At 58.1% G+C, this 19940-nt stretch carries 24 protein-coding genes; 14 read left to right on the forward strand and 10 right to left on the reverse strand.

All coding sequences use genetic code 11. The features are described 5' to 3' along the window. Positions 1-20 precede the first annotated feature (20 nt). Positions 21-968: a pirin family protein gene (locus MHM37_RS09705; protein ID WP_239296493.1), complete on the reverse strand. Its 948-nt coding sequence runs from the start codon at positions 966-968 to the stop codon at positions 21-23. Positions 969-1197: 229 nt separating this feature from the next. Here MHM37_RS09705 and msrP point away from each other — a divergent pair, with 229 nt between their 5' ends. From msrP to MHM37_RS09735, 6 genes are all read left to right on the forward strand, one after another. Beyond that, positions 1198-2214 carry a protein-methionine-sulfoxide reductase catalytic subunit MsrP gene (msrP, locus tag MHM37_RS09710; protein ID WP_239296494.1) on the forward strand — a complete coding sequence of 339 codons (1017 nt, stop codon included), beginning with the start codon at positions 1198-1200 and terminating at the stop codon, positions 2212-2214. Then, complete coding sequence (gene msrQ, locus MHM37_RS09715) at positions 2214-2846, forward strand: protein-methionine-sulfoxide reductase heme-binding subunit MsrQ (RefSeq protein ID WP_239296495.1); 633 nt, start codon at positions 2214-2216, stop codon at positions 2844-2846. The genes msrP and msrQ overlap by 1 nt, the downstream gene beginning before the upstream one ends. Before the next feature lie 114 nt (positions 2847-2960). Continuing rightward, positions 2961-4754, forward strand: a complete 1794-nt coding sequence (locus tag MHM37_RS09720) for a S8/S53 family peptidase (RefSeq protein ID WP_239296497.1) — start codon at positions 2961-2963, stop codon at positions 4752-4754. 95 nt (positions 4755-4849) lie between these two features. Next, a complete protein-coding gene (locus MHM37_RS09725) occupies positions 4850-5068 on the forward strand; it encodes a DUF1656 domain-containing protein (protein WP_139525193.1) in 219 nt (72 codons plus the stop codon). 40 nt (positions 5069-5108) lie between these two features. Further along, on the forward strand, positions 5109-5993 hold the full coding sequence (locus MHM37_RS09730) for an HlyD family secretion protein (protein ID WP_239296499.1): 885 nt from the start codon (positions 5109-5111) through the stop codon (positions 5991-5993). 2 nt (positions 5994-5995) lie between these two features. Beyond that, positions 5996-8026 (forward strand): FUSC family protein, encoded by a 2031-nt coding sequence (locus tag MHM37_RS09735; protein WP_239296501.1) that lies wholly within the window; start codon positions 5996-5998, stop codon positions 8024-8026. A 10-nt stretch (positions 8027-8036) separates the two neighbouring features. Here the strand turns inward: MHM37_RS09735 and MHM37_RS09740 are convergent, their stop codons facing one another. Next, positions 8037-8963: a LysR family transcriptional regulator gene (locus MHM37_RS09740; RefSeq protein ID WP_239296503.1), complete on the reverse strand. Its 927-nt coding sequence runs from the start codon at positions 8961-8963 to the stop codon at positions 8037-8039. A gap of 144 nt (positions 8964-9107) precedes the next feature. Here MHM37_RS09740 and MHM37_RS09745 point away from each other — a divergent pair, with 144 nt between their 5' ends. The 3 genes from MHM37_RS09745 to MHM37_RS09755 all read left to right on the forward strand — a co-directional run bounded on the left by MHM37_RS09745 (position 9108) and on the right by MHM37_RS09755 (position 11420). Beyond that, positions 9108-9500: a RidA family protein gene (locus MHM37_RS09745; RefSeq protein ID WP_054641267.1), complete on the forward strand. Its 393-nt coding sequence runs from the start codon at positions 9108-9110 to the stop codon at positions 9498-9500. 175 nt (positions 9501-9675) lie between these two features. Then, a complete protein-coding gene (locus MHM37_RS09750) occupies positions 9676-10104 on the forward strand; it encodes a hypothetical protein (RefSeq protein ID WP_239296504.1) in 429 nt (142 codons plus the stop codon). Further along, positions 10101-11420: a sorbosone dehydrogenase family protein gene (locus MHM37_RS09755; RefSeq protein ID WP_239296505.1), complete on the forward strand. Its 1320-nt coding sequence runs from the start codon at positions 10101-10103 to the stop codon at positions 11418-11420. The genes MHM37_RS09750 and MHM37_RS09755 overlap by 4 nt, the downstream gene beginning before the upstream one ends. A gap of 17 nt (positions 11421-11437) precedes the next feature. On the opposite strand, the gene MHM37_RS09760 is transcribed toward MHM37_RS09755, so the two are convergent. Continuing rightward, positions 11438-12463, reverse strand: coding sequence for an SO_0444 family Cu/Zn efflux transporter (locus MHM37_RS09760; protein WP_239296506.1), 1026 nt, complete (start codon positions 12461-12463; stop codon positions 11438-11440). Between the two features lie 70 nt (positions 12464-12533). On the opposite strand from MHM37_RS09760, the gene MHM37_RS09765 reads away from it, so the two are divergent. The 4 genes from MHM37_RS09765 (at position 12534) to MHM37_RS09780 (ending at position 14532) form a co-directional block, all read left to right on the forward strand. Next, positions 12534-12986 (forward strand): helix-turn-helix domain-containing protein, encoded by a 453-nt coding sequence (locus MHM37_RS09765; protein WP_239296507.1) that lies wholly within the window; start codon positions 12534-12536, stop codon positions 12984-12986. Positions 12987-13015: 29 nt separating this feature from the next. Further along, positions 13016-13564 (forward strand): hypothetical protein, encoded by a 549-nt coding sequence (locus tag MHM37_RS09770; protein ID WP_239296508.1) that lies wholly within the window; start codon positions 13016-13018, stop codon positions 13562-13564. A gap of 60 nt (positions 13565-13624) precedes the next feature. Then, positions 13625-13921 (forward strand): DUF1330 domain-containing protein, encoded by a 297-nt coding sequence (locus MHM37_RS09775; RefSeq protein WP_139525186.1) that lies wholly within the window; start codon positions 13625-13627, stop codon positions 13919-13921. 89 nt (positions 13922-14010) lie between these two features. Next, on the forward strand, positions 14011-14532 hold the full coding sequence (locus MHM37_RS09780; RefSeq protein WP_139525185.1) for a cupin: 522 nt from the start codon (positions 14011-14013) through the stop codon (positions 14530-14532). 92 nt (positions 14533-14624) lie between these two features. Here the strand turns inward: MHM37_RS09780 and MHM37_RS09785 are convergent, their stop codons facing one another. From MHM37_RS09785 to MHM37_RS09805, 6 genes are all read right to left on the reverse strand, one after another. Next, the gene (locus tag MHM37_RS09785; protein WP_139525660.1) at positions 14625-15104 is read right to left on the reverse strand and encodes an NYN domain-containing protein; all 480 of its coding nucleotides are present in this window, start codon (positions 15102-15104) and stop codon (positions 14625-14627) included. A gap of 75 nt (positions 15105-15179) precedes the next feature. Continuing rightward, a complete protein-coding gene (locus MHM37_RS17110; protein WP_139525184.1) occupies positions 15180-15344 on the reverse strand; it encodes a DUF808 family protein in 165 nt (54 codons plus the stop codon). Positions 15345-15433: 89 nt separating this feature from the next. Beyond that, positions 15434-15754 (reverse strand): hypothetical protein, encoded by a 321-nt coding sequence (locus MHM37_RS09790; RefSeq protein ID WP_239296509.1) that lies wholly within the window; start codon positions 15752-15754, stop codon positions 15434-15436. Between the two features lie 119 nt (positions 15755-15873). Continuing rightward, positions 15874-16662 (reverse strand): type IV toxin-antitoxin system AbiEi family antitoxin, encoded by a 789-nt coding sequence (locus MHM37_RS09795; protein ID WP_239296510.1) that lies wholly within the window; start codon positions 16660-16662, stop codon positions 15874-15876. 181 nt (positions 16663-16843) lie between these two features. Beyond that, positions 16844-17644: a PhzF family phenazine biosynthesis protein gene (locus MHM37_RS09800; protein ID WP_239296511.1), complete on the reverse strand. Its 801-nt coding sequence runs from the start codon at positions 17642-17644 to the stop codon at positions 16844-16846. Positions 17645-17710: 66 nt separating this feature from the next. Next, on the reverse strand, positions 17711-18292 hold the full coding sequence (locus tag MHM37_RS09805; RefSeq protein WP_239296512.1) for a DedA family protein: 582 nt from the start codon (positions 18290-18292) through the stop codon (positions 17711-17713). A gap of 254 nt (positions 18293-18546) precedes the next feature. On the opposite strand from MHM37_RS09805, the gene MHM37_RS09810 reads away from it, so the two are divergent. After that, a complete protein-coding gene (locus MHM37_RS09810) occupies positions 18547-18774 on the forward strand; it encodes a hypothetical protein (protein ID WP_239296513.1) in 228 nt (75 codons plus the stop codon). 154 nt (positions 18775-18928) lie between these two features. Here MHM37_RS09810 and MHM37_RS09815 read toward each other — a convergent pair whose 3' ends face one another. Next, the gene (locus MHM37_RS09815; protein ID WP_239296514.1) at positions 18929-19813 is read right to left on the reverse strand and encodes a hypothetical protein; all 885 of its coding nucleotides are present in this window, start codon (positions 19811-19813) and stop codon (positions 18929-18931) included. Between the last annotated feature and the right edge of the window lie 127 nt (positions 19814-19940).

Below are 19940 nucleotides of genomic sequence, written 5' to 3' on the forward strand. Positions count from 1 at the left end.
CCATCAGGCAAGCGCGCAGATTAATGCTCAGGCTGTCCGGGAAAGGGAACGAACTCGTGCTCATCTCCTGGCGGCAGCTTGAAACGGCCGTGCTCGAAGTCACCCTCGACCCACGCCTGCTTGGCGGCGTCCAGCTTTTCACGTGAAGAGGCAACAAAATTCCAAGAGATATAGCGCGGGCCATTGAGGGTTTCGCCCCCCAGAAGCATCAACCGCGCGCCCTGCTCGCCCGCCATCACGGTCATCGCATCACCCGGCCGAAACACCATCATACGTCCTGCCTCGAACGTCTCGCCTGCCACGACAATCGCGCCAGAGGTAACATAAAGCCCACGATCTTCATGATGATCAGGCAGCGGTAGCTTGGCACCAGGGGCCAACACTGCGTCGGCATAAAACATTTCCGAAAAGGTCTGCACGAGGGAGCGCTCGCCCCAGGCACTCCCCAAAATCAGACGCACTTCTTTGCCTTCGCCGCGAAGCAGTGGAAGCGTCTCTTCACCGTGATGAGCAAAGCTAGCGGGCTTATCCTCATAAGCCTCAGGCAGTGCTACCCAGGTTTGAATGCCAAACAAGGAGTGATCCCGTTTACGGGTAGCGGAACTCGTTCGCTCCGAGTGGGTGACGCCGTTACCCGCGACCATCCAATTCACTGCGCCCGGATGAATCATCTGGTTCGTACCCAAACTATCGCGGTGCTGAAACTCCCCCTGGTAAAGATAGGTGACCGTCGCTAGCCCAATGTGCGGGTGCGGCCGCACGTCAATGCCCTCTTCACGCAGGAATTCGGCCGGGCCCATTTGATCGAAGAAGATGAACGGCCCCACCATTTGTCTTTTCGGAGCAGGCAGCGCTCGACGCACCTCGAAACCGCCGATGTCGCGGGCTCGGGGAACGATCAGCGTCTCAATGTCCTCCAGTCGGCCAGCATCAGGACTGTTTGGCTCGATATCAGGCATCCAACTCATTATCCGGCTCTCCACCATGTTTGCGTTCTGCGTCATAAGGGTATAGCGGATACAGAGCGGCACTGCCTTGAATAAACGTGTTGTCTCTCTCCTCGTCACGTTAGGCAATACGCTCAACTTATGCACAGACGACGCCACTAAATGTCATGATACAAGGAGCGTAGAACCTTTTTTCTCCGTCAACGTCAAACGGCGACGGCTTTTCGGCGAGCACAAACAGGATACTTCCATGCTGATCAAAATTGCCAAACCGAGTGATCTACACGAATCCGACGTCACGCCTGAATCGATCTATCTCTCCCGGCGACGCTTCATGGGCGGCATGGCGGGCTTGGGTGCTGGGCTTGCGCTCTCGGGGCGTGTCCACGCCAGCGATGCGTATACCGACGTTCCCGAGGGCAATGCGCCGCCTTGGCTCCAAGAAAAAATCAGCGAGACCGAATGGCGCAGCGTCACGCCCACTGATCCGGACAAAGATCGCATTGCCCCCTTCGATGATGCCAGCGGTTACAACAACTTTTTCGAGTTCGGCACTGACAAACGGGATCCGGCCCGCCACGCGGGCAGCCTACAAACGCAGCCCTGGAGCGTGGTCGTCGACGGCGAAGTCAATAACGGCGGGCGCATAGCACTCGAAGACCTTGCCAAACCCTCCCAGTTCGAAGAGCGCATTTATCGCCTGCGCTGCGTCGAGGCCTGGTCGATGGTGATTCCCTGGCTGGGCATCCCGCTGGCGGACATCATCCGGCGTGCCGAGCCCACCAGTAACGCCAAGTACGTTCGCTTCGAAACCCTGGTCGACCCAGAGCAGATGCGCGGCCAGCGCTCCTCCTTCTCGATCATCGAATGGCCCTACGTGGAAGGCTTGCGCATGGACGAAGCCATGCATCCGCTGACGATCTTGGCGCTGGGCATGTATGGCCGCGAGCTTCCCAACCAGAACGGCGCGCCCCTGCGCTTGGTCGTGCCCTGGAAATACGGCTTCAAGAGCATCAAGTCGATCGTGCGTATTTCACTGGAGGAAGAGCAGCCGCTCAACTCCTGGCAGCAGATCGCTGCCGACGAGTACGGGTTCTACGCCAACGTCAACCCCGAGGTCGACCATCCCCGCTGGAGCCAAGCCACCGAGCGTCGACTGCCCAACAGCCTGTTCAACACCAACACCATCGACACGCTGATGTTCAATGGTTACGCCGACGAGGTAGCCGAACTCTACGCAGGTATGGACTTGAGGAAGCACTACTGATGGGCAGCCACACACGTCGCCCCACTCATGGCCAGACGAAATGGTGGATATGGCGGGCGGGCGTTTTTTTAGCCGCGCTCGCGCCGCTGCTCTACTGGAGCTGGATGGTCGCCAACAACGCCGCTGGCCCCGAGCCAGGGCGCTATCTGCTGCTCAATATCGGCACCGGGGGGCTGTGGATGCTGCTGCTCACCCTTTGCCTGACGCCGCTCACAAAGCTCACCCGCTGGAAAGGCTTTGCACTGATCAGACGCCAGCTAGGCCTCTGGGCGCTTACCTACGCTACGCTGCACCTGCTCAGCTACGCCCTGTTCATTTTAGGCCTCGACTGGTCTCAGCTGGGAAGCGAGATCATCAAACGGCCCTATATCATCGTTGGCATGATCGCGCTGATCGGTCTCGCCGTGCTGGGCGCGACCTCTAACCGCTGGGCGATGAAGCGCCTCGGTAAACGCTGGAAGCCGCTGCACAAATGCTCTTACGGCATTTTGGGGCTGGTGCTGCTGCACTTTTTCTGGGTGGTACGCGCCGACATGCAGGAGTGGGCCATGTATGCCGCCTTCGCAGCGCTCATCATGGCAACGCGCCTGCCGCCGGTGGCTCGCACGCTGCCTAAGCTCCGCACCCGCTAGGACGGCCAAGACCGATAAGGACACTGCCCGATGAGGAGGACGTGTTCACGCTGCGTTCAGCTTACGCGATGTAGGCTAGGTGAGATCCAAGGATGATGGAAAGGAGTCAGTAGGATGGCAGGACGGTATGTGGACGCGAAACGCTGGAGCTGGGGATGGATGGCACTGTGCGTCGGCGGCATGGTGATGATGACACCAGCGGCCGACGCCGATGCGCCGTTACGCATCGAAGCGCTACAGCGCTGTGGCAACTTACTCACCCTGGACACGCAGGAATTCTGTCTCGATGTCAGCGGACTCAACGGCGCCGCGTACCGTGTAAAACTCGACGGCGAACCGCTGCCAGCCGATCACATCGAGCGGCAGGGTGACCTTTTACGCCTGCACATCGACGCGACGCAGGCCGAGAGCGGCCCGCTATGGATCGAACAGCAGGAGAGCGCCAGCAATCCGGTATGGCTGACGCTACGAGGCAGCCACGTAATCGCGGCCACGCAAGAGGACGTCGCCGATAACATGGACGGCATTAGCACCTATGTGAATCTGGTCAGCCTGATCATCGAAGAGAGCCACAACGGCGCCGAAGAGGCACGGCGCTTGGCGGATAAGTACGGTGCCGAGGTCGTGGGCATGATCCCCCCGCTGAACACCTACCAATTGCGTCTGCCCGCGAATGATCTGGATGAGAGGGATGCCCTGGTGCTGCGGCTCGGCAATGAGGTCAGCGTCGATGCAGTGGTCACCGAAGAGTCCGGCGCCGAGGAGAGCATCGAGCGCGAACCGAACGATACGCCCCCTGCCGCCGAAGACGATCAAGAGTGGGCCGCCAACCGCTTTCTCGATGCGGTGAACTTCTATCAACGGCGCATAGGGCGCGCGGGCGATGAGATCGACACCCAGCCCATTCGCATTGGGGTGATCGAGCGCAACGTCGATTTTGACGCCCCAGATTTCGCCGATTATCTGGGTGACTGCCGAGCGGACGCGCAGCGCACCTGCGTGTACGGCCGCGACGCCGACAAACCGGATGGCCACGGCACCACGGTCGCGGGGGTCTTCGCCGCCGCCTGGAACGAGGGCGGCAACAGTGGCTTTCTGCGCGGGCTAGATGACGTTGGCCCAGGATTTGACGTGATCGTCGACCGCAATTCGGATGCAGGCATTACCGCCAACGTCGCCGCTTCGGTGAATTTGGTGGAAGACGGTGCCCGAGTGATCAACTGGAGCTGGGGCATCCACCGCGTCGGCGCAATCGACATCAACGGCGATGAAGTCGACTCCCTAGTACGCTCCGGCATCGCCATGAGCGGCTACGAAGAGCTGCTCGAAGAGTTCTTCCTATGGCTACGCGAGGAGCACCCCGACGTGGTGGTGGTCAACTCAGCGGGGAACGCCTCGTCGTTTTCCAGCCGAGACGAATACCGCCTGCCCTCCTCGTTCGTCACCGACCAGCTCTTCGTGGTGGGCGGGCACGAGCGCAGCGAGCAAGACGTCCCGGTCAACGACCCCGGTTACGCGGTCAAACGCAACGCCTCCAATATCGACATGCGCGTGGACATTACCGCGGCCGCCTGCGTGCATGGCTCCACTGCCGTGGCGGGCGAAAAGGGCGAAGCGCACTGCGGTACGTCTTATGCCACGCCGCTGGTCGGCGGGCTACTGGCGGCGATGATGTCGCTCGATCCCGCGCTCACCCCGGCCCAGCTTCGTATGCTGCTGCGTCGTAGCGCCATGACCATCGGCGAAGAGTACGACTTCGAACCCACCGATGCCGACGATCTCACCGCGCCGATTCTCCCCTCGGAACGCGCCAACGAGCTGAATCATCCCGATATTGGACGCTCTGCGCGGCTCGATATGTACAAAGCGCTCGACTTGACCGTGCAGAGCCTGAGCCGCGAACGCTAAGCGTGATGCGAGTCAGCACCATGACGCAAAAGCCAAAGTGGCCCGCAGCGCGGCCTTCGCCTATTCTTAGAGCGTTTTCAAAGGGATGACGACGAATGGGACTTCAAGAGATCGCCATTGGCGGTATTTTCATAAGCCCGCTGCTGGTCTATGCATTGATTGGCCTCATTGCCACCCTGGTCGTGCGTTCGCTGCTGCATCGGGTGGTGGGGCACGTCGCGCTTTGGTATGAGGCGTGGTTCGATATTTCGCTGTTTATCATCTTGACCGCCGCCACCACTTTTTTATTCGCGACGGTGCTCGCACATCCCTAATGGGCTGAGCCCATGTTTTTTACCTGATCGAGACACGCCTATGCGCCCATCGCTGAGAGTGCTGCTGACGCTACTGATCGTCGCCATCGCCATCGCCGCAGGGGCGTGGCTATGGCGCAACTATCTTTACACCCCCTGGACACGGGACGCCCGGATTCATGCGGACGTGATCACCATCGCCCCCGACGTCACCGGCTGGGTAAAGCGCCTGGACGTTGCCGATACCGACTATGTTGCCCAGGGCGACACGCTGTTTACCATCGACGATACCCGCTACCAGGCCGCCGTCGATAGCGCCCAGGCGACGCTGGAGCATCGCCAAGCCACTCTCGAACTCAACCGTGCGGAAGCAGGGCGCCGCAACCAGTTGAGCAACCGCCAGGCCATTAGCGCCGAGGCCCAGCAAATCGCCCAGATCAACTCACGCATCGCTGAAGCCGATGTAAAACAGGCGCAGTCGGCGCTGGAGAGCGCGCAGCTCGATCTCGCCCGTACTCAGGTCGTCGCCCCTGTGAGAGGGCATGTACTCAACGTTCAACTCACCAGCGGCAACTTCGTCAATCGCGGTACGCCAGTGATGGCGCTGATCGCCGATGACTCCTACTACGTCATGGGCTATTTCGAAGAGACCAAAATGGCCTCCATCGACGTGGGTGACCCGGTCGAAGTGGTGCTGATGAATGGCAATACCCACTTGAACGGACGCGTCGCGGGAATTGGCCGCGGCATTGCCGACAGCAATACGTCGCTCAATCAACAGCTGCTTCCCCAGGTACAGCCCACGTTTAGCTGGGTGCGATTAGCGCAGCGTATTCCTGTGCGCATCACTTTGGACGATGTTCCCGACGACACCCTGCTCAGCGTGGGCATGACCGCCACCGTGCGCGTTCGTCCTGAACCGAGTGCTCAGGCTAGCTCGCCGTAACCATGCCGCCCTTCTTACGCACCTATCTCACGCCCAACGCCACGGCGGTAAAATTTGCCATTAAAACCACGCTGGCCATGATGCTGGCGCTTTATGTGGCGCTGGCCTTCGACGTGGAGCGCCCCTACTGGGCGTTGATTTCGGCAGCGTTTCTACAAATTCGCCCCATGAGCGGCATGGTGGTCGAGAAAGGCATTTGCCAGCTAGGGGGCACCGCGCTGGGCGCCCTGGTGGGTATCTTCATCATGGCGCTGTTTGCCCAGGCACGGCTGCCTGCCCTGCTGACGCTGACCTGTTGGATCATGCTGTGTACCTACGTCGGCTCGCTGTGGCGCAATAACTACACCTACGGCTGCCTCATGGCGGCCGTAACGGCCATGCTCATCGTGGTCATTTCCAGCGGCAGCGCCCCGGCGGGCATTTTCGATATCGCCGTCGCGCGCATGACCGAGCTGGGGCTAGGCGCCCTGTGCGCCATGCTGGTCAGCGCGCTACTGTGGCCATCGCATGTGGGCACGCATTTAGCGACCCAAGCCGACACGGTGATCAACGAGGCCTTCACCCACGCGGCGTTGCGGTTAGATGCCAGCGACGACGTCACCGCCATGCAACACGCATTGCGCGGCAGTCTCACCCCGCTCACCGTGCTGGAAACCGACAGCCAAGCTGCCCGCTTTGAAGGCCCTGCTGGCCCAGGCCGGGTGCGCGCCACCCACGTACTCACCCGGCGCACGCTACGCTTTTTCGCCACGCTGCAGGCACTTCACCAACTGATGCACGACCACGCCGATAGGCTAGCTCCCCACAGCATCGAACTCGCCCGCCGCATCGCCCAAGGGTTTCGCGATGCCGAGCACGTCAAGGGCGTGACCGAGGCCAGAGCGGCCCTGCAGGCGCTGCGCACCCATGTACATACATGCGATGAGCCAACATCGGAAGCGCCCTTGGATCGTCGCGTTCGTTTGGGCCTGCGGGAGACGATTGGCCACGCCATGGTCATGCTGGATGCCCGCGAGGCCATTGCCCACCCGAGCCGCCATCGGCTGCGCTCCACCCCGCTGGCTTGGCACCGCGACCACCTCTCGGCAGGCATCAACGCCTTCCGCTCGGGGCTGCTGTTTGCCCTATTGGCCACGTTTTGGATCATCACTGCCTGGCAAAGCGCCATGATCGCGATGATGCTGGGAACGCTGTTCTCGGCGTTTTTTGCCAGCCGCGACAACCCCATCGCCATCACCATGATGTTTTACAAAGGCATGCTGGCTGCGATCCCCAGCGCGTTTCTGTTTGGCCATGTGCTGCTGTCGCAAGTCAACGGCTTCCCGCTGCTGGCGCTGATTTTTGGTACCCCGCTATTTCTGGGACTACTCGGCGCCACCCAGCCGGCCACCATGGGGTACTGCCTCGCGTTTACGATTTTCAATATTTTGCTGACCATGCCCGGTAACGGCATGGATTTCTCGTTCGATGCCTTTGCCAACCGGGCAGTCGCGGTCGTGATTGGCTTAACCAGCGTGGTCATGGCCTTTCGTTTGCTGCCGGGGCCCGGCGCCAAGCTGCGTAAACGGCGTCTGATCAACGCCATTACCCGCGACATTAACGACCTCAGAAAGCGCGCCACCCATCAAGCGGAAACGCGCTTTAGCGGCCATATGGCCGACCGCCTGCTGCACCTGGCCCAGCACGATGACCTGCTGCCAGAAGAGCAGCGCCACCTCTTCGTACTGGGGCTCACCGGGCTCGACGTAGGCACGGCCATCCTACGCCTGCGAGATCAGTTAGATACCGCGCCGCACCCACACATTCGCGATGCCCACGCGCATTTGCTGCGCACGCTTGCCAACGGTTTTGAAGCGGGTGCGAACGGGCGCCCTGCTCAGGGCATTCTCGACGCGGGGCAACAGCTGGATGATGCTCTCGCCTGCCACGGCAATGTGCCAGGCGATCGTCGCGTGCTGCTGAAAGGCCTGGTCGAACGTCTGGATCTGGCGTTGGAGCGGTTGGCGCACCTCATGGCGGAACGAACGACATAACGCTTCGTGCTCATTGACGACGTCGGTCCACCCGAGGCGCATGCTGAGCCATTAACGCCTCTACCCAGTCCATGAACACGCGCAGCTTGGCACTCACGTGCCGGTTCGGTGGAAAAGCGATATACATGGGCATCGGATCAATGTGCCAATCGTCAAACAAACGCACCAGGTCACCGCGAGACACATGCTCTCGGGCCATATAATCCGGGAGCCAAAGGACACCGAGCCCCGCCAAACCAGCGGCCAAACCCGCGTTCCCATCATCAACCGAGATCACGTAGCGCCCTTGCACGGTGACGCTCTCGTCATCACGCCTCAAGGTATTGAGAAACGCCATATTTGCCCGCTCCCACCTGAAATTCACCATGTAGTGGGGTGGGAGTGACAGCGCCTGCGGGTGCGCCGGATAACCACGCATTTCCAGATAACCAGGTGTGGCATAAACTCCCATCGTCAAATCCCCCACCCGACGTGCCACCAACGATAAGTCCGTCATCTCTCCGCCGCGGACGACGCAGTCCACGCCTTCTTCCAAAAGGTCCACTCTGCGATCACTCACCCCTAGATCGAGCTGAATCTCGGGATACCGAGCGTAGAAAGCGGGCAAGGCTGGAATCAAGATCATCCGAGCAAACGGACTGGGCACGTCGACCCTCAGTCGGCCGCGTGGCTGCAGCGACGCAGCAGAAAGGCTTGTTTCGGCATCATCCAGGTCGGCCAGCAGCTTGATGACTCGCTCATAGTAAGCGGCCCCATCTGCGGTCACATTCACCTTGCGGGTGGTGCGATTCAACAGCTTAACGCGCAGCCGCCCCTCTAATTGCTGCACGAGCTGCGTCACGCTGGTCTTACTCAAGTGAAGTGTTTCCGCGGCCTTGGTGAAGCTGCCCGTTTCCACGACACGGGCGAATGCTTGCATAGCATTGAAACGATCCATGGCTGAATCAAACGCCTCGACATTGTTTGAAATATCCAAACAATGTTGAACAGAATTGGCCGTTTATCCACCCCCTGTCGCCGCCATAAAGTGATATCACCGTCAGTAACGAGTCATTTTTTAATTACGAATGGAGATAGGTACATGGCTAAGCGCGACGTCGTTTTCCCCAAGGGCCGCCAGGCGCTTTATGAGCAGAACGCCTATTCGGCGGCTGTCCGCACCGGTGATTTTTTATTCGTGTCGGGCCAGGTTGGCAGCCGTGAAGACGGCTCCCCCGAGCCAGACTTCGCTGCCCAGGTACAGCTCGCCTTCGACAATTTGCAGCGAGTTTTAACAGCGGCAGGCGCTAGCTTCGAGGATATCGTCGATGTGACGAGTTTCCACACCGACCCCGACACTCAGTTCGAGACGGTGATGGCCGCCAAAGCACGTGCGTTTCCAGAAAAGCCCTACCCCAACTGGACGGCGGTCGGGGTGACGTGGCTGGCGGGATTCGACTTTGAGATCAAGGTCATCGCTCGGCTCCCTGCATAACCGTTCGTCATCCACTTCAGCGGCCACCTTCAGGCGATGCTTGCTTCGCTTTGGGTAAATCTTGGCGGCTGTCCTACACTGGGTAGGTACTACAGGACACCATTGCTTGGCAAGGAGGCTCAGCATCACTTCTGCCAGGTAGTGCCATTCGCTAGATCAGCATAAGGAGCATGCCGTGACAGCTACCCGTACGCATACTTATCAACGTGGGCTGCCCCTCTTTCATTCGGTGTTTTTGGTGGGGTGTCTGCCGCTGTTTCTAGGCGCCACGCTCAGCGACTACGCCTACGCCAATAGCTATCAAATCCAGTGGGCCACCTTCGCCGCTTGGCTAAATGCCGGTGGATTGGTGTTTGCGGGGCTCGCATTGCTTAGCGCCCTCATTAGTTTCTTCCGTGCCAAGTCGCGCAGCATCATTCTCCTGATCTATCCCGCACTATTGCTGCTCACCTGGGTGCTCGGCTTTGTGAACGCCCTGATCCACTCGCAGGACGCCTGGGGCATGATGCCGATTGCTTTTGCCCTCTCCATGGTGGTCACCATTTTTGCGGGCACCGCCGTTTGGATGGGATTTTCCCGTTTTGGCCACGGAGGTAAACCATGAAGCGTGCTCTACGACGTCCGCATTGTTATGCCGCGCCGCTCTGTTTGATGCTGGCAGCCGGTAGTGTCAGCGCCCAAGAGTTCACCCGCTACGGGCCAAACCCCACGCTACCCGAGCCTTCCCGCGGCCTGCTGCCCAGCATGAGCGTGCCCGAACCCGCCGAGTGGGGCGACACTCTCCCTAACGTGCCCGAGGGCTACACGATTACCGCGATAGCCACCGACTTGCAGATCCCCCGCCAAACCCTGGTGCTGCCCAATGGCGATATTTTGGTGGCAGAAGGCAGCGGTGGTAACGCCCCCTCTCTCAAGCCAAAGGATTTCGTGGCTGGGCTGATCAAATCACAAGGCACGACCTCCGTGCAGAGCGGTAACCGGCTGACACTGTTACACGATGGCGATGGCGACGGCCGCTATGAAGAACAAACCACCTTTGCGGAAGATCTTAACGCTCCCTACGGCCTCGCGCTGATCGATGACACCCTCTATGTCGCCAACCAGGATGCCCTGGTACGCTTCGATTACGAAGAGGGCCAAACCCAGGCCATCGGACCACCCGAGGTGGTTACCCTACTCCCCGCCGAGATCAACCACCACTGGACCAAAGCGATGACCGCCAGTGCCGATGGGGAGTTTCTGTATGTAGGGATTGGCTCCAACAGCAACATCACCGAGCGCGGTATGGAGGCAGAGGTCAATCGCGCCGAAATTTGGCAGATCGACCCTGACACCGGCATGCACCGGCCCTATGCCACGGGGCTTCGCAACCCCACCGCCATGGCGATCCAGCCCGACACCGACCAGCTATGGACGGTGGTCAACGAGCGTGACGAGCTAGGCCCAGATCTCGTGCCTGATTACCTCACTACCGTTCAGGAAGGCGGCTTTTACGGCTGGCCCTACAGTTACTGGGGCCAGCATGTCGACCCCCGCGTGCAGCCTCGCAACCCGGAGAAAGTCGAAAGTGCCATCGCGCCGGATTACGCCCTAGGCTCCCACGTGGCACCGCTCGGCCTGGCTTTCTCGAACGCGTCCATGGGTGATGAGTTTGCCAACGGGGTGTTCATTGGCGAGCACGGTAGTTGGAACCGCGCCGACCCCGTTGGCTACAAAGTGGTGTTCGTACCCTTTAGTAATGGCCAGCCCAGCGGTGACCCCGTCGATTTCGTCTCGGGCTTTCTCACTGATGACGGCAGCACCCGTGGTCGCCCGGTGGGTGTGACCGTCGACCCCGACGGTGCACTGATCATTGCCGACGATCTCACTAACGCCATTTGGCGCGTGACCCCGGACGACGCGTCAATGAGGCGCGAGTGACCAGCCCGTGCGCTTGTTTAAAACCCCATCACGCGGCGGCGCACCGGCCTAATAGCCACCAGCGCCAGCACCGCCAACGCTAACCACTCCAACCAGTGGGGCAGCAGCTCTTGCACTTGGCTGGCCTGCTCCACTGGGTTCCAACCGGCCAAGGCAACGGCCGCATCGAACAGCCAGCCGACTAGCACGGTCACGGTGAGCACGCAGACAAGGTAGACCGTCAACGCGGTATTACCCAACTCGCGGCGCAAAATGGCCAGCGTTGCCAAGCTGGTAATCGGCCCTGCCAGCAGGAACACCAGCGCCATTCCCGGCGAGATACCGGCTAACAGCAACCCAGCGGCCACCGGGGTAGCCGCCGCCGCACAGATATACAGCGGGACCCCTACCACGGCCATCAGCATGAGCGCCAACACACCGCCCGAAAACTGCGCCAGCGTATCCGGCGGCACCAGCGTCACCAACACACCCGCCAGCAACAGCCCGGCAAACATCCACGCGCTGATATCATCCAATAGGTCGCTAAAGGCATAGCGCAGCCCCGCTTTCAAGCCTCCCGACTCATTGGCGTTAGCGTGATGGTCGTGGCAACCGCTCGAAGAGCAACAGCCACCGGAAGCGACGGTGGGGCTGGCCTTTGCAGCATCGCGGGTAAAACCGACCAGCATGCCCGTCACAATGGCCGTTACCAACGCGCCAGCCACACGGACCACCGCCATCAACGGTCCTAACAACACGCTGGTGAGCAATATGGAGTCCACGCCTACGCCTGGGGTACTGATCAAAAACGAGGTCGTTGGCCCGCGTCCCGCGCCGCCCCGGTGCAGGGCAATCGCGGTGGGAATCGCCCCGCAGGAACACAGCGGCAGCGGCATGCCAATCACCGCCGCCCTCACGATGCTGCCCAGGCCGCGCCCGCCCATCCAGCGCTGTAGCAAGCTTTCCGGCAACCATGCCTTGATCATGCCGGCAATCACCAGCCCCAGCAGCAGCCACGGGGCCGCCGTCAGCGCAATTTGCAGCAGCTCGGTCATCAGCGTCATGTCATCACCTGCTTGTCCACTTGGGGAATAAGGACTAGCCTAAACCCTGTCATCGTTACAGGGTCAAGCCATGACACACGTCTACCGCATTGGCGAAGTGGCCGCCCGCACCGGCTGTTCACCGGAGAGCATTCGCCACTACGAGAAACTCGGCCTGCTGCCGCCCCCACAACGCGGTGAACAGGGCTACCGACACTACGACCAGGCGGCGCTCGAGCGCATCAGCTTCATTCGCCATGGCCGCAACCTGGGGCTAGACCTGCACAGCATTCAGGAGCTGTTAGCGCTCTCAGACCACCCCGACACCGACTGCAGCGCCGCCGATGACATTGCTAGCCGCCATCTCGCGCACCTGGAGGCGCGCATTGCCAAACTGCAGGCGCTAGCGGACGAGCTGCGCCAAGTGGTGCACCAGTGCCGGGGCGGCAAAGCCGCCGACTGCCAAATCATCCAAACGCTGTATGAGCACCAGCCCAGCTGCAGTTACACCCGCTGTGGCGACAGCCAATCTTTGCTCAAATGACGCGCGGCCATCCCCCAAAGGAACTGCCCATGATCGAAACGAAGGAAGAACTCGAGGCCATCAAAAAGACATGCCAAGCGATGGTGACCAAAAGTGCCGGACTCTCAGCGGGCACCGCCATCATCCCCGTACCGGGACTGGATATCGGCTCGGACGTGGCGATTCTGATGCGCATCATCCCCAAAATTAATAGCCAGTTTGGCCTGACACCGGAGCAAATCGACGGCCTGGATACCGAGAGCAAGCTGTTCGTCATGACCGCTATCTCCAACACCGGCAGCAAGATGGCGGGCAAATACATCACCCAGAACCTCATCGTCTCGCTACTTAGCAAAATGGGCGTTCGGGTGGCGGCAAAAGGCGCGTCCAAGTTCGTACCGCTGATCGGCAGTGCCGTGGCAGGCGGCATCAGCTTTACCGCCATGAAATACATGGGTAACAGCCACATCGACGACTGCTACCGCATCGCGCTCGCTGCCCTGGAGCACCGCCAGCTCGAACGCGCGGTAGAGGACGACGCCGTGATCGAAGCGGACGCGTACACCCCCACCGACGGCCCCACTCGCCCTGATTCATAAGGCAGCGCCCGTCGGCAATGGTATGCTGGAACGTCTTGTCATCTTATCTAGGAGAAAGGAATGCCCGCTTATATCGTTTTGACCCGTGAGCGCACCCACGACAGCGAAGAGATGCAGCGCTATAGCGAAAAAGCCAAAGCCGCCCGCGAAGGGCACGACCCGCAGCCGCTAGCGTTTTACGGCGATGTTGAAGTATTGGAAGGCAGCGACATGGAAGGTGCGGTGATTCTACGCTTCCCCGACATGGCCGCTGCCCGCGCCTGGTACCAAAGCCCCGCCTACCAAGAGGCCCGCAAGCACCGCTTCCAGGGCGCCGATTACCGTGTCTTCCTGGTGGATGGCCTGACAGAGGCATGAGACTCCCCAAACAAGCGCCACGCTGTTAAGGGCAGAAAAAGTGGCTAGGCTGACGCATGTAACGCTTCCATCAGCCTCAGGAGGACATCATGGACGCTCCGTCACCCGACACACTCTACCTGGATGCCGACGGTGCCACCGGCTATCCCAACGCCGCCTTACCGGTGCTGATTTACCGGCATGTCGTCGACACCAGCGACGCGGAGAAGCGAGCCGACGCATTCGAACGCCTGTTCCAACGCCACCACTGGCTGCCCGCTTGGCGCTATCACCTCTACGACTTCGATCACTTTCACTCAACGGCTCATGAGGCATTGGGTATCTTTCGCGGGCAAACCCTGGCACGCCTGGGGGGTCCTAACGGCCGCACATTGATGCTTTATCCTGGCGATGTGTTGGTACTACCTGCCGGTGTCGGCCACGCCAGTCTGACCGCCGACGATGATTTCTGCATGGTGGGTGCCTATCCCCCTAACCAGCAGCCCGAGATCGAGCTCGGTGACCCCGCACGACTCGGCGAAGCGCAAAACCGCGCAGCCCGCGTGGCGATTCCCGAGTTCAGCCCGGTCGGGGGGCCATTGAGCGATCTCTGGCAATCGGCGACGCCTTGATAAGACGGATTCGCCGCCTTACCGCCCCTTATCGGCTCACAAAATGAGCCGATAAGCCAACGTATTCGGCTCAGCCGGTCTTTCAGCCGCTGCTATCCGCCCAACAACAGCTCACGCTCGATGGGGATGAACTCGCTCGCGGCATTGATGAGCGAGGCGGCGGTGAGCTGGGGCACGCCGTAGACCTCGACACGTTTACCGTGCACCTCACGGATTTTCTGGGCTAACAGATCGAAGTCGCCATCGCCGGACACCAGCACCACCACATCCACCTTCTCGGCGTATTCGATGGCATCGAGAGTGATGCCGACGTCCCAGTCGCCCTTGGCGGAGCCGTCCGCTCGCTGAATGAAGGGCTTGAGCCGGACATCAAACCCAATCGAGCGAAGGATAGTTTGGAACTCGCGCTGCTTGGCATCGCCCTTATCGATGGCGTAGCAGCGGGCGGCCACCACCTCCCGGTTCGCCGTCACCTTGGCCCAGAAACGGCGGTAATCGAAGTGTTTGCCGTAGGCCTCGCGCACGGTGTAATAGACGTTCTGGGTATCGACGAAGATGGCGACGCGGGTCATGGAAAAGGCCTCGGCAAGTAATAACACGCCAGCCTCATGAGGCTGGCGTTGGTAAGGGTGCATGGTACCGCGCCGTTATTTAGAATGCGCCCTCTGGATAGGCACGAGGCGCGACACCACCCCGGCCGCCTTCGCCGTTGCTCGCCCAGCGGCTGCGCTCACATCGTCCAGTGATGCTGCGGTCAACTTCGCCAATGCGGCAACGTCGTCCAGTAATCCTATCAAGCCGCCAATGGCCATGGGGGCTTCCTCCGTGAATCAGCATTGCAGATAGTAAAGCACACGGTGGCTGGGGCGAGCGGTCTCTTTCGCATCCCGATTTGCACCTCTTATCCCAGCAAGTGCTCCAGCTCATGGCGTTGCTCAGCATGTTTCGAGGCGTTATCGTTTTTCAGTTTTTTTAGGTTGATGAGTTTCCAGCGTACCGCAGGCAGATTGGCCGCTTCTGGGCGGCCGATGGCATCAAAATCCGGTAGACCGTCATGCAGGCTCAGTAAGAAGCGTTTGGTATTTTCATCAAAGCGTGACTGAATATCCGCAATCAATCGCTTACGTATGCTCAACAATTCTTCGAGGCTAACAGGAGTTCTGGTCATACCCTCAAATTCTTGTGTATAAGGCTGACCAAGATCGATGAGGTTTGGATTCAATAGCTCATGTGAAGGGCGCGAAGACCTCTTCCTTAGCAACATACGGAAGGATACGTACCAGTAGCGCAACCTGCGCCTCATAAATCTCACGTGCCATCGCTAGCCCCCCGACGTCGCCCCTAACCCGTAAATTCTGCAGGCACCATAATACGATAGCGTGGATGAATCTTACCGCCTTTGACGAGTGCCCTATCACCACTGCCAAGGTTGAACGCGGTGGCATCAAGACGCTTGCGCCAAGGGTGGTCATGGCGATCCGCAAAGACAAAGAATAGCCGCTTTACCTTAATCTTCTTACAACTGTGTAGCAGCACGGACAGCACTTTTGGGCGTAACGTCGTCAAGCTCTCAAAGAGCATATCGAGGTGATGAAAGCTCTCGTGGTCGGGCAGCTCATCCATAGCTTCCATCACCGCTCTTTCGGGCATCGACACATTAAGCACCCACTCCCATGGCAGTGCGTCTTCATCATTGTGTCTTTGATTAGCTAGCCCTAGCGATGAATCAGAAAACAGTGACGTGTTGCGGATTTTGATGGGGGCGGTAAGTGGTAGCTTACTGAGCCAGCTAGGGATCGTATCACCGTATACCCAAACAGGCGCATGGCTGCCCAAACGTAAATAATGATCATACCCCTGCAAGGAGAGTGCCGTGGTGCCACCGATATGAATGTCATAACGCATGATGTGCTGAATGGAGAGCAGGCAGGTTTTCCAATCGATGGCTGTGCTAGGCGCAGGACGCCGAAATACGCCTCGGTTAACCCTCTCTAGCCAGCCGTTCTCGACGTACTTACGTGCCAGAAAGCGGCTAACGCCATGTCGTTCAAGCCAAGCGGTATCTGCCATGAACCCAGGTGGTATGGCTTCTAATAAATTCTTTAATATTGATTTATTTTGTGTACTCATAGGACACAAAATAGCATTCAACTAAAGGATTTACCACACCCTACTTTGAAAAATATAAACTTTGTGTACCTTTAGGCCACAAACCACCGGATCCATAAAGAAAGAGAACGGTATGCTCATTTACATGTTTGTTTTCAATCCTGATACTCCCACGAAGCCTCATCGCCATAGACTATGCTCATTAGCTATCAGGCAGCGTGATTTGCCCCGTTAGATAAGGCGCAACGCGGCCTTTAATCATCACGCGCTCACCTTCTACCACGCAGCTCAGCGCGCCTTGGCGCGCCCCTCCCTGGCGGGCAGTCAGCGCTTGCTTACCCAAACGCGCGGCCCAGTAAGGTGCGAGCGACGTATGCGCCGAGCCGGTTACCGGGTCTTCTTCCACGCCGACCTTGGGGCCAAACCAGCGAGAGACTACATCCACGTCATCGCCTTTCGCGGTAACGGCCACACCTCGCCCTGGTAACTGTTTAAGCCGCTGCATATCCGGTGCAAGGCGATCAATCACACTCGCCTCCTCGACAACCACCACAATGTCATCCGAGATCAGCAGCTCTTCGATTTCGATATCGCCCAGGGCAGCGGCGACTTCCGTGTGCATGTCTAGCGGGGCGAGCGTTTTCGCGGGGAAGTCCATCACCAGCACATCGCCCTCACGGCGAACGGACAGTACACCGCTTCTGGTTTCAAAGGCCACCGCCTCGGCCGCCTCGGCCACCACGCCCAAGGCATGGAACACCACCCACGCCGCCGCTAACGTAGCATGGCCGCACAGATCCACCTCCACCGAAGGCGTAAACCATCGCAAGTGGTAGCCCGCTTCCGTGGGTACGAAAAATGCGGTTTCGGACAGGTTGTTCTCCGCTGCAATGGCCTGCAGCAGCGCATCATCCAGCCACGCCTCCAGCGGGCACACCGCTGCCGGGTTGCCTTCAAAGGGTTTTGAGGCAAAGGCATCTACTTGGTAGAGGTCGATTTTCATGGCAGTTACCGAAAAAGAGAGGCGAAAACGCTAGGTTAGTGCCGCTTTCTGGCGGAGGCATTGAGCTCAATCGCGCGTCGTCATGCGCTTAGCTCGTCTCCGCCTGGAAGCCATCACGGCCACTGCCGCGATGCAAAAGGCAACGACAACACCCGCCCATATAAAATGGGAATAGCCACTCAGCCGCTCGAACAGTGGCGCAAGGGCCTGACCAAACAGATAACCGAGCGTGACCCAGGCCAGCGCCCAGATCAGCGCCGACATAGCATTGAGCAGGATAAATCGCAGCCAAGGGTAATCGGTCGTACCGATCGTCACCGCACCGGCCATGCGTAACCCATAAAGAAAGCGCAAGGAGAACGCGAAAACGTCCGGGCGAGCATTGAACGTGGTCAGTACACGCGCACCCGCTGTGCTACCCTGAACCGAACGAACGATAGCGCTGTTGCGCCACCAGTGCCCGAGCAGGAAGAATACTTGATCCGCCAGGAAAGAACCCAGCGCCAGAGCGATGATAGCGGGCCAGATGCCGATCAGGTGCTGATGAGACATGATGCCGCCCAACATCGCGATGCCTTCGCCCTCCAAGCTCGCCCCCACGAACAAGCCGAAGCTGCCATAATTCGCCACCAAATGCTCAAGCGTCATTTGCGTTCATCCATAAAGTAACCCCGGTGCCGTGGGCGGCACGTAAACGCCATTTTTATAGCGATTCGGGATGATCCGGAGGGTTGAATAGGGCTTTTTAGCGGCAGGCAGCTTATTCAATCTGCGAGAGGCATTCAACAGCAACGCACGCAGCCCACACCCATCAGTGCAGCTAAACCAGCAACCCGTTATTATCCTGCTAACTACTTTGCCGACTGGCATCATGCACACCACACCTACGCACTGGGCACGCTATGCATAACCTATGGATTCCTGTCGTCGCCATTTTCGCCGTGGCGGGCCTGATCTTCGGTGGCCAAGCCTACTCCGAGGCCCAGCGGGATGCGCACATTGCCGCAAACATATCGCAACACCTTGGCAGCCAAACGCAAGCCGACATCTTGCATTTAAAGCGCGTCAACAAGGGCTATGGGGTTTGCGGCGATTATCACCTTGCCAACGTTGAGCATGGCCACTTTTAACTACAATACCGCATCATCTAACCACGCACCCAGCAGTCAGAATGCAGCAGAACTGCCTTCTAAGGGCTGCGAGGCCAAGGCATCTACTTTGTGAGATAAACATTCATTGAGCTCGCTCATAGAAAGTTATCAAAAAAATTATCTATTTTTAATATCACTTAGATTTCGAGGAGAAATATCTCCTTGTATATGTATCCAGCAGCGAATTCAATTCCTTATCAATAGCATCATGCTTTTGAGGATTCCTCAATTTACTGAGATGCTTCTTTAAAAATTTATACGATATCTTAATTACAACTTTTCCATGACTATTGTATATTTCTCTTGACCACTCTATTTCCCTATGCTTAGAGAGGTTGTTATTATCATCTCTATTAATTATGAATGCAAAAGAGCCATATTCTTTAAATAAATACCCGATTATTTGTCTATACGCATCTGCACGTAAATCTCTAAAGTTTTTAGCTTCAAAAATCACTTGTCTTGTATTGTAGTCCTGAAAAACCCTCTTCCAAAACTTAGTTTCTTCAAGGTTAGTACCTACGATATCTCTTTGCTGTAAACCATTCACATTAGGATGCAACTCAACATTGCATAAAGATCCAGCAAATATTATTTTTATAACCTTAAGACACCAATGTTCAAAATCATGTGCTCCTGAAGGCCCTTCTGGAATATTATCAATTTCTTGTAAAAGCGCTCCAATTTTTTGATTCCTCTGCTCGATAGATATAGAAGTGACTTCTATATCATATTCATCATGAATATCCTCTGCCTCGTCTAGCTTTAACTGGGACTGAGTTGTAGACAATGCAAGCCAATAACATGGATGTATAAGAAGCCTTGCATCACCATCAAAATCTCGATCAGGGTCTTTACCATCATGGCAAAAAACAAAAGAACTAGTCCTTTCATTAAATAGGCCTAAAAAACCAACGCTATATAGCCTTTGCAGAACTTCACGAGGACTACCTATGATAAATATATCCTGTTGTTTGTCTTTAGGATACTGATCCTTATCAAATACATCTTCAACCATGCGATGCCTGTCAAGCTTGTTGGAACCTGGAATCAGGCGGCTTCTAATCGCTGATCGCGTTGAACCAGCGGGTCTTCCCGGTCCGGGTTCAGCCAGACCGTCCGGCGCGGTGTCCAGTTCCGAGTGG

This window comes from Halomonas sp. MMH1-48 (assembly GCF_022348105.1).
In the GTDB taxonomy this organism is placed as follows: domain Bacteria; phylum Pseudomonadota; class Gammaproteobacteria; order Pseudomonadales; family Halomonadaceae; genus Vreelandella; species Vreelandella piezotolerans.